18 protein-coding genes are annotated in these 14,657 nt (G+C 56.7%); 10 read left to right on the forward strand and 8 right to left on the reverse strand.

The window, feature by feature from the left end:
* Nucleotides 1-168: 168 nt before the first annotated feature.
* The 4 genes from EC836_RS25070 to EC836_RS02770 all read right to left on the reverse strand — a co-directional run bounded on the left by EC836_RS25070 (nucleotide 169) and on the right by EC836_RS02770 (nucleotide 2,251).
* Nucleotides 169-285, reverse strand: coding sequence for a small membrane protein (locus EC836_RS25070; RefSeq protein ID WP_148050351.1), 117 nt, complete (start codon nucleotides 283-285; stop codon nucleotides 169-171).
* Nucleotides 286-803: 518 nt separating this feature from the next.
* On the reverse strand, nucleotides 804-1,541 hold the full coding sequence (locus EC836_RS02760; RefSeq protein ID WP_123329916.1) for a helix-turn-helix transcriptional regulator: 738 nt from the start codon (nucleotides 1,539-1,541) through the stop codon (nucleotides 804-806).
* 1 nt (nucleotide 1,542) lies between these two features.
* Nucleotides 1,543-1,935 carry an amino acid-binding protein gene (locus EC836_RS02765; RefSeq protein WP_123329917.1) on the reverse strand — a complete coding sequence of 131 codons (393 nt, stop codon included), beginning with the start codon at nucleotides 1,933-1,935 and terminating at the stop codon, nucleotides 1,543-1,545.
* The gene (locus EC836_RS02770) at nucleotides 1,928-2,251 is read right to left on the reverse strand and encodes an antibiotic biosynthesis monooxygenase (protein WP_123329918.1); all 324 of its coding nucleotides are present in this window, start codon (nucleotides 2,249-2,251) and stop codon (nucleotides 1,928-1,930) included. Before EC836_RS02770 ends, EC836_RS02765 begins: the two co-directional genes overlap by 8 nt.
* A gap of 164 nt (nucleotides 2,252-2,415) precedes the next feature.
* Here EC836_RS02770 and EC836_RS24805 point away from each other — a divergent pair, with 164 nt between their 5' ends.
* A complete protein-coding gene (locus EC836_RS24805) occupies nucleotides 2,416-2,562 on the forward strand; it encodes a hypothetical protein (RefSeq protein ID WP_199734993.1) in 147 nt (48 codons plus the stop codon).
* Between the two features lie 93 nt (nucleotides 2,563-2,655).
* Here the strand turns inward: EC836_RS24805 and EC836_RS02775 are convergent, their stop codons facing one another.
* Nucleotides 2,656-2,844, reverse strand: coding sequence for a hypothetical protein (locus EC836_RS02775; protein ID WP_199734994.1), 189 nt, complete (start codon nucleotides 2,842-2,844; stop codon nucleotides 2,656-2,658).
* A gap of 212 nt (nucleotides 2,845-3,056) precedes the next feature.
* Between EC836_RS02775 and EC836_RS02780 the strand changes: the two genes are divergently transcribed.
* The 5 genes from EC836_RS02780 (at nucleotide 3,057) to EC836_RS24560 (ending at nucleotide 6,339) form a co-directional block, all read left to right on the forward strand.
* The gene (locus tag EC836_RS02780; protein WP_123329919.1) at nucleotides 3,057-3,974 is read left to right on the forward strand and encodes a sugar ABC transporter substrate-binding protein; all 918 of its coding nucleotides are present in this window, start codon (nucleotides 3,057-3,059) and stop codon (nucleotides 3,972-3,974) included.
* Nucleotides 3,975-4,086: 112 nt separating this feature from the next.
* Nucleotides 4,087-4,593: a ribonuclease domain-containing protein gene (locus tag EC836_RS02785; protein WP_123329921.1), complete on the forward strand. Its 507-nt coding sequence runs from the start codon at nucleotides 4,087-4,089 to the stop codon at nucleotides 4,591-4,593.
* A gap of 1 nt (nucleotide 4,594) precedes the next feature.
* Nucleotides 4,595-4,861, forward strand: a complete 267-nt coding sequence (locus EC836_RS02790; protein WP_123329923.1) for a barstar family protein — start codon at nucleotides 4,595-4,597, stop codon at nucleotides 4,859-4,861.
* 66 nt (nucleotides 4,862-4,927) lie between these two features.
* Complete coding sequence (locus EC836_RS02795; protein WP_123329925.1) at nucleotides 4,928-5,203, forward strand: VF530 family DNA-binding protein; 276 nt, start codon at nucleotides 4,928-4,930, stop codon at nucleotides 5,201-5,203.
* 170 nt (nucleotides 5,204-5,373) lie between these two features.
* Nucleotides 5,374-6,339 (forward strand): hypothetical protein, encoded by a 966-nt coding sequence (locus EC836_RS24560; protein ID WP_148050352.1) that lies wholly within the window; start codon nucleotides 5,374-5,376, stop codon nucleotides 6,337-6,339.
* A 95-nt stretch (nucleotides 6,340-6,434) separates the two neighbouring features.
* Here EC836_RS24560 and mqo read toward each other — a convergent pair whose 3' ends face one another.
* Complete coding sequence (gene mqo / locus EC836_RS02805; protein ID WP_123329929.1) at nucleotides 6,435-8,090, reverse strand: malate dehydrogenase (quinone); 1,656 nt, start codon at nucleotides 8,088-8,090, stop codon at nucleotides 6,435-6,437.
* A 243-nt stretch (nucleotides 8,091-8,333) separates the two neighbouring features.
* On the opposite strand from mqo, the gene EC836_RS02810 reads away from it, so the two are divergent.
* Complete coding sequence (locus EC836_RS02810; RefSeq protein ID WP_123329931.1) at nucleotides 8,334-8,777, forward strand: antitoxin Xre/MbcA/ParS toxin-binding domain-containing protein; 444 nt, start codon at nucleotides 8,334-8,336, stop codon at nucleotides 8,775-8,777.
* On the forward strand, nucleotides 8,774-9,232 hold the full coding sequence (locus tag EC836_RS02815) for an RES family NAD+ phosphorylase (protein ID WP_123329933.1): 459 nt from the start codon (nucleotides 8,774-8,776) through the stop codon (nucleotides 9,230-9,232). The genes EC836_RS02810 and EC836_RS02815 overlap by 4 nt, the downstream gene beginning before the upstream one ends.
* 3 nt (nucleotides 9,233-9,235) lie before the next feature.
* On the opposite strand, the gene EC836_RS02820 is transcribed toward EC836_RS02815, so the two are convergent.
* On the reverse strand, nucleotides 9,236-11,023 hold the full coding sequence (locus EC836_RS02820; RefSeq protein WP_123329934.1) for a sigma-54-dependent Fis family transcriptional regulator: 1,788 nt from the start codon (nucleotides 11,021-11,023) through the stop codon (nucleotides 9,236-9,238).
* Between the two features lie 278 nt (nucleotides 11,024-11,301).
* Here EC836_RS02820 and EC836_RS02825 point away from each other — a divergent pair, with 278 nt between their 5' ends.
* Entirely contained in the window at nucleotides 11,302-12,822 is a 1,521-nt protein-coding gene (locus tag EC836_RS02825) for an aldehyde dehydrogenase family protein (protein WP_123329935.1), read from the forward strand.
* A 27-nt stretch (nucleotides 12,823-12,849) separates the two neighbouring features.
* Nucleotides 12,850-13,875 (forward strand): alcohol dehydrogenase AdhP, encoded by a 1,026-nt coding sequence (gene adhP, locus EC836_RS02830; protein WP_123329936.1) that lies wholly within the window; start codon nucleotides 12,850-12,852, stop codon nucleotides 13,873-13,875.
* 71 nt (nucleotides 13,876-13,946) lie between these two features.
* Here adhP and EC836_RS02835 read toward each other — a convergent pair whose 3' ends face one another.
* On the reverse strand, nucleotides 13,947-14,642 hold the full coding sequence (locus EC836_RS02835) for a B3/4 domain-containing protein (protein ID WP_123329937.1): 696 nt from the start codon (nucleotides 14,640-14,642) through the stop codon (nucleotides 13,947-13,949).
* Nucleotides 14,643-14,657 lie beyond the last annotated feature (15 nt).

A 14,657-nucleotide genomic window follows, 5' to 3' on the forward strand; every position in this document is an offset into this window, starting at 1 on the left:
TCGAACCGGGCAGGGCTGTTATCATTTTACTGCGATTTTTCGTATTGCACCCTCCGAGCAAACAAACCCGAGAAGGTTGCAAACCGGGAATGTCTGACCTTGACTCGGGTTTATTTGAAGTGCGAAAAACCGTTGATGCCTGGTGAAATTAAAATAAGCTGGGAAAAACTACTTACGCTTGAACTGTAATTTGATTGCTCTTCTCTGGCGATAATAAGAAACAAAGCTATAAACAGTGACTATCAAAAGTACGATAGCAAATATAAGAAGCAGCCAGTCTTTCATCTAATACCTCTTGCGTTAGTATGAAATACAAGGAAGCGAGTTTATGCGGTATTGGTGGTGCTAAACATAAGATAATTCCTGCAATGCTTTCCTCAACATGTAACGTAATTTTTTAGTCAGGTATGATTATATTTCCGTTATCCGCTATGCCCGTTGATCTGGCCCATTTTACGACATACACCGCACAATCTTTCGACGTTCCTGATTCGGACTAATAGCTCTCTGACTGCGTTTTTACAATATTCTGCAGTTTGAGCTTAAATCACGCTGTTGGTAGCACGATCGCGCTGTTTTTCTCGTAGGGTGTCAAACCGATTCCCGGGTCTGTATTTTCGATTCCAGCATAATATGCTGATCGAAACGGACAGTATTCTTGCGATCGGGAGAGCGCTTTAGTTCGCACAGCCAACGCAGAGATATAAGGGGGCAGGGGATGATTGAGCTAAGCCGGACGTAACGCGCCATATACGGCGCGTTCCGAGGCCCGCATGGAGGCGTCTTTTGCCGGTCCGGCGTGCTCAATCATCCCCTGACCCGGGCCCCGATCTCACAGCGGATTGAACATTGTTAAACCATTTTTTAAAGCTCAACCTGCCCGCCGATGTGATAATCACTTCCCGAAATCCCGTCACCCGGGTCAGCCACCCCTGACGCTCAGCGTGGCTGAAGAAGGCGGCACCGGCTTCACCGCCGAGATGAAACCGCCGTTCGCTCCAGTCCAGACAGCCGCAGCAGAGCTTTCGCCGGGTTTTGCGGTTGAGTGCGATACCCATTTCAGCGAACTGCCGATGTCCGTAATCCGTTAGCACGGTGCCGTCAGCGGTCAGCCACGCCTGCTTTACCATCGCGTCGAAGATATCGACCGCGACTTCACCGGCCAGATGGTCGTAGCAGGTACGGGCATGGCGCAGTGACGGTGGCGTGGTGACTCTGGCAGCGGAGGGCGAACGCCACGAAATTCCCATCATCCTTTCCAGCAGTTCGGCAATATCCTGACCGGCCAGCCGATAATAGCGATGCCGCCCCTGCGACAGGCAGGAAATCAGATGACTGCTAACCAGTTTAGAAAGATGGGCACTGGCAGTTGAAGAGGCAACATCGGCCACCGCGCTTAGCTCCGTTGCCGTCCACGCCCGGCCATCCATCAGCGCGCAGAGCATTTTCACCCGCGAAGGGTCCGCCATCGCCGCCGCAACGGCCGCCATGGCGTGTTCAAGTGCATGACTGTCATCAACTGACTCGACGGGTTTCAGCATATTAATCCGGGTTGACCGCCCATTTCTCGGTTAGCGTAGCGGCAACCTTATCATTGTCCGTCAGCAGAATCAGTTGGTTTGCATGATCGCTGTACTGCACCAGAATGCTGATGCCTTTATCAGCCAGTACGGCGGCAATCTCACCCAGTTCACCGGGCCGCTCCTGTTTGAGTTTACGAATCAGCGGTACCCGCACGTCGGCCACCTGAAAGCCCGCGGTTTCCAGCACCTTTCTGGCGCGGACCCCGTCTTCGACCAGGAAGTGAGCATGAGCCTGGCTGTCGGTGGTAAATACGCCGCCGCCTTCCAGGCCGATGCCGTTTTGCCCCAGCAGCCTGCCCATCGCCGCCAGCTCACCGGGAGCATTCTTCAAAAGCATATGGATATCATGCATGAGCTTTGTCCCTGTTTTCTGATGAGTATTCGCGGCTTAGCTCAACGATTCGGATCCGATAAAAAGCAAAAATTGACCGGCGACCCTCCTCCTGGGCGGCTTTATGAAGCACGTTGCTTTTCCATTGGCGTACCGCATCTTCATCCCGCCACCAGGATAGCGAAAGTATCTTGCCCGGGGTCGTCAGGCTCTGGAACCGTTCAATGGAGATAAAACCCTCGATATCCGCCAGCAGCGGTTTTAACTCTGCGGCCAGCTGCAGGTAACGCGCCTGCTGTGCCGGGGTCACATCTGCTTCAAAAAGTACGGCAATCATTTTTCTGCCCTGTGGTTGTGAAAACTGGGCTTCACTTTATCGCTATCAGATATTTATGCTTCGGCGACGAGCGAACTATGCCTGTTGCAGTTGGGGAAAAGGGGGAACGTGGAGGGCGTCATCATCGTCTAAACTTAAGGTTCCGCCAGTAAAAGGAGAAAGCAATGTCGAAGTCTGAACACCAATCCGACCAGCAGCGCAGAAAAGAGAAGGATCATCCGGCGAAAGACGATCCGCGGGAACACGGGGAAATTCCACGAGCGCCGGATAACAGCGACGATGATGAGAGAGATCCACTGGATAAACAGTAAATCCGGGCGGTGAGAAGTATTGAATCTACAATCCTGGCCCGCACATACACCAGAGCGGGCAAAGGTTTCAACCTGAATGATTAGCGCGAATATTTACTCAGCCATGCTCGCCTCGCAGGCGAGCTTCAGCCGATTGTGCACGTCCGGCGGGATCGGCGCGGTCATCATCATCCGGTAATTGCGGCAGGCTGGGGTTTCTTCGTGCGGCTGCGGTGGCTTCTTCTCCGAGCAGGCGATAATGACAAGGGGTAAAGCGAGCGAAAGCAATAGTTTGATTTTCACCCTGTCTCCTTTTGATGGTGTCAGCACTGACGAAAACAAGATGCGCAGGGTAACCTAAAAAATCGATTCTTACCGCAAAGCGTGACGGATGTTAAGATTTTGTTAGATAGCGATTGCGATGGAATCATTTATTTCATTATTCTCCACCTACGGTTTTCGCATTTCATTTTGCGTCCGCAGCCTTCACCCCGATCTGCCTCTGGAGAAGAATAATGAAACATCTGAAGAAAATTTTGCTGGTCGCTGCACTGAGCTGTTCCACATCTGCACTGGCAGAAACCATCGGCGTGTCGATGGCCTATTTTGACCAGAACTTTTTGACCATTATCCGCCATGCAATTGATAAAGAAGCCAAAGACCGCGGCGTGAAGGTGCAGTTTGAAGACGCGCGTGGCGATGTCGGGCGCCAGACGGACCAGGTGCAGAGCTTTATCAGCGCCGGGGTCGATGCGATTATTGTCGACCCGGTAAACTCGGCGGGTACGCCAGCGATGACTAAACTGGTCACCGCGGCGAAAATTCCGCTGGTGTACGTCAACCGCACGCCGGGCGACCCGAAACTGCCGCCGGGCGTCGTTTTTGTCGGTTCCGATGAGAAGCAGTCGGGCACCCTGCAAATGGAAGAGCTGGCGCGCCAGGCAAACTACGAAGGTAAAGTTGCCGTGATGATCGGCAACCTGACCGACGCCGGTGCGCTGCAGCGTACCAAAGACGTGGAACAGGTCGTGGCCAAATACCCGAAAATGAAGGTGGTGCAGAAGCAAACCGCGAACTATTCCCGCAATGAGGGGATGGATCTGATGCTGAACTGGCTGACCAACGGCGAAGAGATTGATATCGTCGCCGCGAACAACGATGAGATGGCGATTGGCGCGATTATGGCGCTTCAGCAGGCCGGTAAAAAAGACAGCAAAGTGCTGGTGGGCGGGATTGATGCCACGCCGGACGGCCTGAAAGCGCTGGCCAGCGGTAAGATGCAGGTCACCGTATTCCAGGACGCCGTTGGCCAGGGTAAAGCCTCCGTTGATGTGGCGCTGCGCATGGTTAAAGGCGAAAAGCTGGACTCCTACCACTGGATCCCGTTTGAGCTAGTGACCCAGGCTAATATGAAGCAGTACGAGAATAAATAATCTACCGACAAGGCAATGTCAGATAAGGGACCTCAGCGGTCCCTTTTTTATTTATAATCCTTAAACGAACATTCTGATTCTCACTCTGAGAACGCCAGTAACTGAACGGATTATGAATAAAAAACTGATTATCGCCGGAATCCTTGCTCTCGTCGCCAGCTATGCCGGGCTGAGGCCGTCAGCCGAACACGGCCCGCGCCAGCAGCCATCGCCGTCTCAACAACAGCATACTCAGCAGCAGACCGGGCAGGATGCCCTACAGGCAGACGCCTCGCAAACTGATGATATCAATGAACTGACGCAGCAACATCGCGTAGCCAACTACCTTCAGCAGCACCAGCGCCTGCCGGACTACTATATGCGTAAGAGTGAGGCGCGCCGCCAGGGCTGGGATCCGTCACGCGGTAATCTGTGCCAGGTGCTGCCGGGAAGGGCCATCGGCGGCGATCGGTTCAGCAACCGCGAAGGCGGCCTGCCGGAAAAAGCGGGGCGGAAATGGTTTGAAGCGGATGTGAACTATCAGTGCGGGCGGCGCGGCAGCGACCGGATGCTCTGGTCCAGCGACGGGCTGATATACGTTACCCGCGATCACTATCGCCACTTTGAACAGGTGAACTGAGATGCAGCTGGTCAGCTTTGATTTACTCGACGTGCGCGACGAGCAGGATTTCTATCGGCAGTTCGCGGAGAAATTCGCGCTGGATGGCTTCGGCCATAACCTTGATGCGCTGTGGGACGTGCTGACCGGTGAGGTGCCGCTGCCGCTGCGCATTGTACTGCGGCATCTGCCGCAGCATCCCGCCGAAGCAGGCCTACAGCGCATTGTTACGGTGATGCGCGAAGCTGAATCCGAAACGGCGGGGGCCTTTAGCGTCAGAACCCGCTAGCGCATCACTTGCATATCCGAAGTGCCGCCAGTATGGTGTGCGCATCGTTACCGACCCGGACAGAATATGACTGCGAATCACTCAAAAGACCCGCTCCACGGCGTGACCCTGGAAGCCCTGCTGACCCGTCTGGTGGAGCGCTACGACTGGAGCGGTCTGGCTGCACGCATCAATATCAACTGCTTCAAAAGCGACCCCAGCATCAAGTCCAGCTTGAAGTTCCTCCGCCGTACGCCGTGGGCGCGCACCGAAGTTGAAGCGTTGTATATTGCCTCGCTTGATGAGCCGCCGGAGATCCCGGCAGACAGTCCGTGGGCGAATCATCGCGGGCGGGATGAATAATCTGCGATAGCCATGGCAACATTAAGGTAAAGGCCGGTATCTCTAGCGGATAGCGGCTTTTTTTTGCCCGATCGATGCAGTTTCGGAACAGGCTTAATCCTGTTCCGCTTACCCCGGCACGTGAGGGGCGCTATAATTGACCGTTTATTATTGGCTGGAGAAATCGCCGGATGTTTACCCGTTCTACCCTGACCGTTATCGTTGCCGCAGGAATTCTGAGTGGCTGTGCAACCCAATCTTCCGGCACGGCCTCGGTCAGTTCCGTTGATGAGAGTTCCCCTGCCAGCGCTCAGACGTCCAGCGTTTATGTGAATACCACGCATATTCAGGATCAAAATCAGACTGCATCGACTGCATCAGCGAGCACTCCGGCTTCGGCTTCAACGTCAACCCGCGGCGATGCTAATGCTGGCAGCCCGACGGCTGTGGCTTCTCAGGCTCCGGCAGCACAAACCGAGGCCGCAGCGGCAGCGGCAGCGCCGCAGAATGCTGCCGCAGATGCGGCAAGTGCCTCCACTCAGTCCGCAGCAGCAGATACATCGAACGCGCAGGTTCAAAGCACCGCTGCGACCACGGCCGCGGCGACGACAACGGCTACAACGACAGCTTCGGCGGACTCAGCGGATAGCAGCGCGGCTCAGGCTTCGGCAGCTCCGGCTGCTTCTGCAGACACCGCCAGCGCGCAGGATCAGACTACTTCAGCAGCTACATCGACAGCCTCGACGCCCGCTGCCTCTGCGGAGAGTACGGCGTCAGAAACCGCCGGCATCACCCCCCCGATTGTTCCGGTGGTCACCACCGCAGCTCAGATGCAAATCGACCCGGTGAATAAACCCCCCGCGCAGTCGGTCATTCACGTTTACCATGCGTTAACCAAGACCGACGACGGTTCGTCGATTATCCTCACGTTGGATGGCAAGGAAGCGGGCGTGCTCAAGCGCGGCGAAGTGACGTCACTGAGCGTAGCATCGGGTAAGCATAAGCTGGGTGGCTACGTTCGCACACTGTTTGGCATGGGGCGCGTGACGATCCCTGCGCTGGATATCACCACCTCATCCTGGGCCGTAACCAAAATTTCCTATGCGGTCACCAAAGATAAACCGGGCTTTACGCTGACAAAAAAAGGGAATAGCTGAGAGCAGGAAGCTTATCGCGGAAGGCTGGTAGCGTTGATGGCTGCGGCGGGATAAAAAAAAGCCCCGGCGAATGCCGGGGCTGCAGGGGCGTTAACTTACAGCGCCATATCCTGTTTTGCGCTTTCAGCGCGTTTTTCCGGCTGAGCCTGCGGGGCCGCGTCGGTTGCGTGACCCATCTGGATCACCGGCGGCTTGGTCAGCTGCAGCGTTGCGGCAGTGTCATCCCACACCTGCTGAGTCAGCGCAACGTTGCCGTTCAGCTCCTGACCGTAGCTTGGAACGATTGCACGGATCTTGCTCTGCCATTCCGGGCTGTTAAACTGCTCAGGGAACAGTTTTTTCACCACGTTCAGTGCGATTGGCGCAGCGGTAGAGGCGCCCGGGGACGCACCCAGCAGGGCCGCCACGGTTTTCTGCTGATCGGTCACGATTTCCGTACCCAGTTTCAGCACGCCGCCTTTATCCGCATCTTTCTTGATGATCTGCACGCGCTGACCGGCCTGAATCAGCTTCCAGTCTTCTTTGCGTGCGTTCGGATAGTACTCTTTCAGCGCGTCAAAACGGTCATCGTCGCTCAGCATGACCTGGCCGACCAGGTATTTCACCAGGTCAAAGTTGTCCATGCCCACGTGGGTCATTGGCATAAAGTTGCTGGTGGTGGTGGTGCTCAGCAGGTCGAACAGCGAACCGTTTTTCAGGAACTTGGTAGAGAAGGTCGCGAACGGTCCGAACAGCACCACGCGCTTACCGTCAAGGAAACGGGCATCAAGGTGTGGAACGGACATCGGTGGCGCACCGACGGAAGCCTGACCGTAGACTTTTTCCTGATGCTGTTTAGTGATTTCCGGGTTCTCAGACACCAGGAAGGAACCGCCCACCGGGAAGCCCGCATAGTTGTCCGCTTCCGGAATACCGGTTTTCTGCAGCAGCTTCAGCGCGCCGCCGCCTGCACCGATAAACACGTATTTCGCATCGACGCTGTGCTTGTCACCGCTCTTCACGTCGGTGATGGTCACGTGCCAGCTGTTGTCGGCGTTACGCGCGAACTCCGTGGCTTCCGCAGAGGTTTCCAGCGTGAAGTTTTTATCTTTCTTCAGGCTGCCGATCAGCTGGCGGGTGATCTCGCCGTAGTTGACGTCGGTCCCGACTGGGGTCCAGGTCGCGGCCACTTTCTGCTGCGGATCGCGGCCTTCAATGACCAGCGGAGCCCACTGTTTGATCTGATTCTGATCGGTGGAGAACTTCATCCCCTGGAACAGGGTGGTCTGCTGCAGCGCCTGATAACGCTTAGTCAGGTAGTTAACGTTAGCGTCACCCCAGACAAAGCTCATATGCGGCGTAGAGTTTATGAAGGAGTGCGGGTCGTTGAGGATGCCGCGCTTAACCTGCGCCGTCCAGAACTGGCGGGAAATCATAAACTGTTCGTTGATATCCAGCGCTTTGCTGACGTCAATGGAACCATCCGCGCGCTCCGGCGTGTAGTTCAGCTCCATATTGGCCGAGTGGCCGGTACCGGCGTTGTTCCATCCGTTGGAAGATTCGAGGGCGACACCGTCCAGTTTCTCAACCATCAGCTGTTTCCAGTCTGGCTGCAGTTCCTGTAACCAGGTACCCAGCGAAGCACTCATGATGCCGCCGCCGATCAGCAGGACGTCGGTTTTCTGGTTAACTGGCGTTTCAGCATAACTGGCAGAACAGACGAGCAGCGCTGACAGGGAAAGAACGGGGATAAATCTTCTGGAATTAGACATTTCTTTAACACACATCAATTAAAGTTTAAAAATTGGATTAATATTTTAACGTAATTTGTGATCCAGATAAAAATTTTCTTCACTTTTTTTCACAAATGGTCATATTTCGTTGATATGGCGTGATATTTGCCGATTAGCACACCGTTCCAAGGCTCAACAAACTCCACGCTCCCGCCTTCAGGTTAAATTTGCGCCTTTCATGCCCATTTGGTTATACTGAAATAACCATTTGGAGGGCTTGCTATGAGAATGTTTACGCCTGAAGTATCCGTGCCGCGCGTGGAAACGCTGTGGCAGCACGTGGGCCTTAACGTGGCCGACGGCGTTCTGCTGGTGGGCGAAATTGATAAGGGCCTGGAGGGGGATGTGGCAAACCGCATCGCCAGCTGGGCGCATATCACGCAGTCCGAACTGCGGCGGATCACCGGTATTCCCAGCACCACTTTCAGCCGCAATATCAAAAAGCGCTTCAGCCCGGATCAGAGCGAGCGGCTGGTGCGCTTTATTCGCGTGCTGGATCGCGCCGTCGATCTGTTTGAAGGCGATAAGCTTGCCGCGCAGAAGTGGCTGAATGAACCCAGCCGTGCGCTGGGATGGAAAGCGCCGGCCGATCTGCTGGCCTCGGAGTCTGGTGCCTGGGAGGTGATGCGCCTGATCACCCGTCTGGAGCACGGAGTCTGGTCTTGATCCTCTACCGCCTGACCAAAACCCGCTTCGCGGCCGGTGCCTGGAGCGGGCAGGGAGCCAAGGAGGCGGGCGGCCGCTGGAACAGCGTGGGCACGGCGATGGTGTACGCCGCCGAGGCGGCTTCACTGACCATGCTGGAAACGCTGGTGCACCTGCACGCGGCGAATCTGCTGGACAGCTTTACCCTGCTGTCCATTGACGTCGATGATGATTTGATTCAGATGATCGATAACCAAATTCTTCCCGCCAGCTGGGCGGCAGCGGAAGCTCCGCTGGAACTGGCGGAGATCGGCGATCGCTGGGTGGAAAGCGGTGATGCGGTGGCGCTCAGAGTGCCGAGCGCGCTGTCGCCGGTGGAGTTTAACTTCCTGCTTAATCCACGGCACCCGCAGTTTTTAGCGATTGTCAGCAGGGCGGTGAAAATTGACTTCCAGTTCGACAGCCGACTGAAATAATGGCTACTCGCCGGTCTCACGCCTTGCCGCACGGCGATACAGCGTACTGCGCGCCACGCCCAGCGCCTGCGCGGCCTTGCTGATATTGCCGCTGAAGCGCTCGAGGGTCGCAGCAATCAATTTCTCATCATGTTGCTGCAGCGCCGGTAGCGGCTCGCTGCGCAACAGGCGGTACTCATCCGGCAGGCTGTCGCCGTCCAGCACTTCATTATCATCCGCCAGCGCCAACAGCACCTTCATCAGGCTGCGCATCTGCCGCACGTTTCCTGGCCAGGGCTGTTGCGCCAGCGTATCCAGCAGTTCTGCCGTCATGATAATACCGCGCTCGCCGCCGCCCAGCTCCAGCCACAGCTGTGAGATAAACTCAGGGAGTGCGGGCCAGTCGCGCAGCGGCAGAATAGTGTGGGAGAACTCCTGCAGGCGGTAGAGCAGATCCTCGCGGAATTCGCCGTCCGCCACCCGCTGCGGCAGATTGCGGTGGGTGGCGCAGATAACCGCGAAATTCACCGGCCAGCTGCGGCTCGACCCCAGCGGCGCCACCTCTTTCTCCTGCAATACACGCAGCAATCGGGTCTGCATCGCCAGCGGCATATCGCCAATCTCATCAAGGAACAGCACGCCGCCGTCGGCTTCACGGATTTTACCGATATAGCCGTTTTTACTGGCCCCGGTAAATGCGCCGGGCTGATAGCCGAACAGCTCGGATTCAATCAGCGATTCAGGAATGGCCGCGCAGTTAATGGCAACAAACTTGCCTTCCCGCCAGCGGCTTTGTTGATGCAGCGCGCGGCTGACGTACTCTTTGCCGCTGCCAGTTTCGCCATGAATGCACAGCGAAACCCCGGCATTGAGCAGGCGAACCATCTTATCCCCGGCGGCACCCAGCGAGAACGGCAGCACCGGCGCGGCGGCGGGGGCAACCGGGAAGTTGACCCGCGCCGGGGCACGCAGGCGATAGAAGAAACGCTGCTGACTGCGGGTCTGCACCGGTTGCGGCACGCAGTTCGCGGCCTGCTCGGCCTGCGGGAACAGATCGGCAAAGGTGAGAATACCAAACAGATCGGCGCTCAACTCCAGCTCTCGCATCGCCAGCCGATTGGCCGCCATCAGCACATTGTCAGAAAACACCAGCAGCAGCTCTTCAACGTGATCGATGCCCTGAATCTGCGGATGCAGGCTCATCAGCCACTGGTCGGGATGCAGGCTCTGCTTCACCCAAAGATATTCAATCTGCTTCGCTGCCTCTTTCACCCAGGCCAGCGTGGCGGGATGGGGATAATGGGCTGGGCCGGAGATATCCAGCACGCCGGCAATCTGCCCGTTCGGTGCCTGTAGCGGCATCGCCGCGCAGTAGAGGCCCTGGTTGCTGGTGAGATAGTGCTGATCGCCAAAGATTTCGCAGCCGTCATCAATCGCCAGCGCCGTGCCGATCGCGTTGGTGCCGCGGCCACATTCGCTCCACAGATTACCGGGGGCAAGGGCAAAGCGCTGGGCCTTCTGTAAGGCATGCATATCACCGAAGGTATTCAGCACCAGTCCGCTGGCATCGGAAAGGATTACCACCGACTGCTTACCGGAAACTTTTTCCGCCAGCCGCTTTACCGCGTACTGGGCAAAATTTTGCAGGCCGGCATTGCTGGCCAGCACATCGGCCAGTTCACCGGGGCGAATACGGGGAAAGTCATCAGCGGTACGGTCCAGGCCGTAGAGCTGGCTGCGAAACCATGAGTCGTTCAATAGCGGCGTAGTGGCGACGTTCGATGTGCTGGCAGCTGACGTATTTCCCTGCATTGGTAACCCCATGCCTGTAGCGAATGTGTTGCAGCATTGTAGCTATCTGGTTTTTTTGGTGTTGCGATTTGCGACACAGATAGAGAAATTATCCGATAGCCCATGCCGAAAAAAAGGTTATTAGCATTGTAACAGCATGATAAGTATCATCATTATTTAGAATATCGCAAGCTAAAAAAACTGGCACGCTACCTGCAATACCTGAATGCAGCCAAAAAAACACCCGCTACGAGGATTCATTCACGGCTGCCTGTTTACCCTACATTAAGGAGTTTGCGATGCGTTATGCACATCCCGGAACGCCCGGCGCCCTGGTCTCTTTCAAAGCGGCCTACGGTAACTTTATTGATGGCAAATTCGTCGAGCCGCTGAGCGGTCAGTATTTTATGAACACCTCGCCGGTGAACGGTAGCGATATTGCCCAGTTCCCGCGTTCCGATGCCCGCGATATTGATTTTGCGCTGGACGCCGCTCATCGTGCGGCCGACGCCTGGGGAAAAACCAGCGTGCAGCATCGCGCCAACCTGCTGCTGAAGATTGCCGATCGGATTGAAGCGAATCTGGAATACCTGTCGGTTGCCGAAAGCTGGGACAACGGTAAGGCGGTACGCGAAACGCTGAACGCGGACCTGCCGCTGGCGGTGGATCACTTCCGCTACTTCGCCGGTTGTCTGCGCGCTCAGGAAGGCAGCGCGGCGGAGATTGACCAGCACACCACGGCTTATCACTTCCACGAGCCGCTGGGCGTGGTCGGACAGATTATCCCGTGGAACTTCCCGCTGCTGATGGCCGCGTGGAAGCTGGCTCCGGCGCTGGCGGCGGGCAACTGCGTGGTGTTGAAACCGGCAGAACAGACCCCGCTGGGCATTACCCTGCTGCTGGAACTAATCGGTGACATCCTCCCGGCCGGTGTGCTGAACGTGGTACAGGGCTTTGGCCGCGAGGCCGGTGAAGCGCTGGCGACCAGCAAGCGCATTGCGAAAATCGCTTTTACCGGTTCCACCCCGGTCGGTCGCCATATTATGGCCTGCGCGGCGGAGAATATTATTCCGTGCACCGTCGAGCTGGGCGGTAAGTCACCGAACATCTACTTCGCCGACATTATGAATGCCGAACCGGAGTTTATCGACAAAGCGGTGGAAGGGCTGGTGCTGGGCTTCTTTAACCAGGGCGAAGTCTGTACCTGTCCGTCGCGCGCGCTGATCCATGAATCGATCTACGCGCCGTTTATGGAACGCGTGATGGCGAAAGTGGCGACCATTCGCCGTGGCGATCCGCTGGACACCGATACGATGATCGGCGCACAGGCCTCCCGCCAGCAGTTCGACAAAATCCTTTCCTATATTGATATCGCCCGCCAGGAAGGCGGCCAAATCCTAACCGGTGGCGATCGCGCCTCGATTACCCCGGCGCTGGATACCGGTTATTACATTCAGCCGACGCTGATTAAAGGCAACAACCAGATGCGCTGCTTCCAGGAGGAGATCTTCGGGCCGGTGATCGGAGTGACCACCTTTAAGGACGAAGCCGAAGCGCTGGCGATTGCCAATGAAACCCAGTTTGGTCTGGGGGCGGGGATCTGGACGCGCGATACCAATCTGGCCTATCGCATGGGTCGCAGCATCAAGGCCGGGCGCGTGTGGACCAACTGCTACCACATCTATCCGGCTCACGCGGCGTTTGGCGGCTATAAGCAGTCCGGCGTGGGGCGTGAAACGCACAAAATGGCGCTGTCTGCCTATCAACAAACCAAAAATCTGCTGGTCAGCTACGACACGGCACCTTTAGGGCTGTTCTGAGCCTGTTATCTTTTACGGAGTGACAAGATGAAAACGATGAAAGCCGCAGTAGTGAAGGCATTTGGCGAACCGCTGGTCATTGAGCAGGTACCGATCCCGGAAGTTGGCCCCGGCCAGCTGCTGGTGAAAGTGGTTGCCACCGGCGTGTGCCATACCGACCTGCACGCTGCAGAAGGTGACTGGCCGGTGAAACCGCAGCCGCCGTTCATTCCAGGTCATGAAGGTGTGGGTTATGTGGTGGCGGTAGGTGAAGGCGTAAAGCACATAAACGAAGGGGATCGCGTGGGCGTGCCCTGGCTGTATTCCGCCTGTGGCCACTGCGAACACTGTCTGGACAGCTGGGAAACCCTGTGCCATTCGCAGCAAAACGCCGGTTATTCCGTTAACGGTAGCTTTGCAGAGTACTGCCTGGCTGACGCCAACTACGTCGGTATCCTGCCGGATAACGTCGAATACAACGAAATCGCCCCGATCCTTTGTGCCGGTGTGACCGTGTATAAAGGCCTGAAAATGACCGACACCAAACCGGGCGACTGGGTAGTCGTTTCCGGTATCGGCGGTCTGGGCCATATGGCGGTGCAGTATGCGGTGGCGATGGGCCTGAACGTCGCGGCGGTGGATATCGATGACGACAAGCTGGCCTTTGCGAAGCGTCTGGGTGCCACTGTGACTGCTAACGCCCGCAACGTCGATCCGGCAAAAGTGTTCCACGAAGAGTTTGGCGGCGCGCACGGTGTGCTGGTGACGGCGGTATCTCCTAAGGCGTTTGAGCAGGCTATCGGCACGATGCGCCGTGGTGGCACCATGGTGCTGAACGGTCTGCCGCCGGGCACCTTCGACCTGTCGATCTTTAATATGGTGCTGGATGGGATCACCGTTCGCGGCTCCATCGTGGGTACCCGTAAAGATCTGCAGGAAGCGCTGGACTTTGCCGGACGCCATAAAGTGGCCGCGAACATTGCCGTTGAGCCACTGAGCAACATCAACGATATCTTTGCCCGTATGCACGCCGGTAAGATTGAAGGACGTATCGTCGTCGACCTGGCGCTGTAATTTCGGAAGGTCGTTGTCATATCTTGCCACGGGCGCAGAGCTGTATGCTGCGCCCGTTTTACGTTGGGGAGTCAGTTCTGCGTGTTGCCCAGCCACCGTGAGTCGCAGACGGCACCCGGCATCAGCGCTTCCAGCCCGGCAATCAGTGCATCTCCCGCTTCCTCTACGGCGGAAAGCGGCATGGCGGGCAGGCTTTCGAGAATAAACCACATGCGGCCGGCGCGGGCATCCAGACGGGTTCGGATTCCCTGACGCCAGTTCCAGCGACGGCAGGTCACGCCGAGATCGTCGCGCCAGATGACCTCTCCCGCGTCCACCGTTTCCAGCGTCGTTTCCCCATCTTTGACAGTATCAAACTGTTCGTTGCCTTCCGCCACGCAAAGACGCGGCTGGCCGACATAGGCGTCAATATTTTCACCGCCGACCGGAATGGCAAAGCGAAGACTGATGGCGTTATACAGGTCAACCACCGGATCGATAGCGGGTAGCGAGCCGTCACGCAGTACGCGCTTGCGCAGCGCTTCGGCGGAACAGGGCGTGCGCTTCGGTTTTGCACCAAAATTCTGGAAGACCTCTGCCCAGGCGGCCAGATGCGCCACTGCCCAGTCGGGCTGCTGTTCACTGACGTATCGGCAGGCGTCTGTCAGCATCTGCGAGGCGATCTGTGGCTGGGTAACGGGGGCTGCCTCAACGCTGATACTTAAGGCCCTAAAGCCCGGTGCGATTTCACTGATCTGATTGTCGATTGACGGTAAAACGGCAAACATTGCATACTCCACGGG

Origin of the sequence: Erwinia sp. JUb26 (assembly GCF_003751505.1) — a bacterium.
Classification (GTDB): domain Bacteria; phylum Pseudomonadota; class Gammaproteobacteria; order Enterobacterales; family Enterobacteriaceae; genus Erwinia.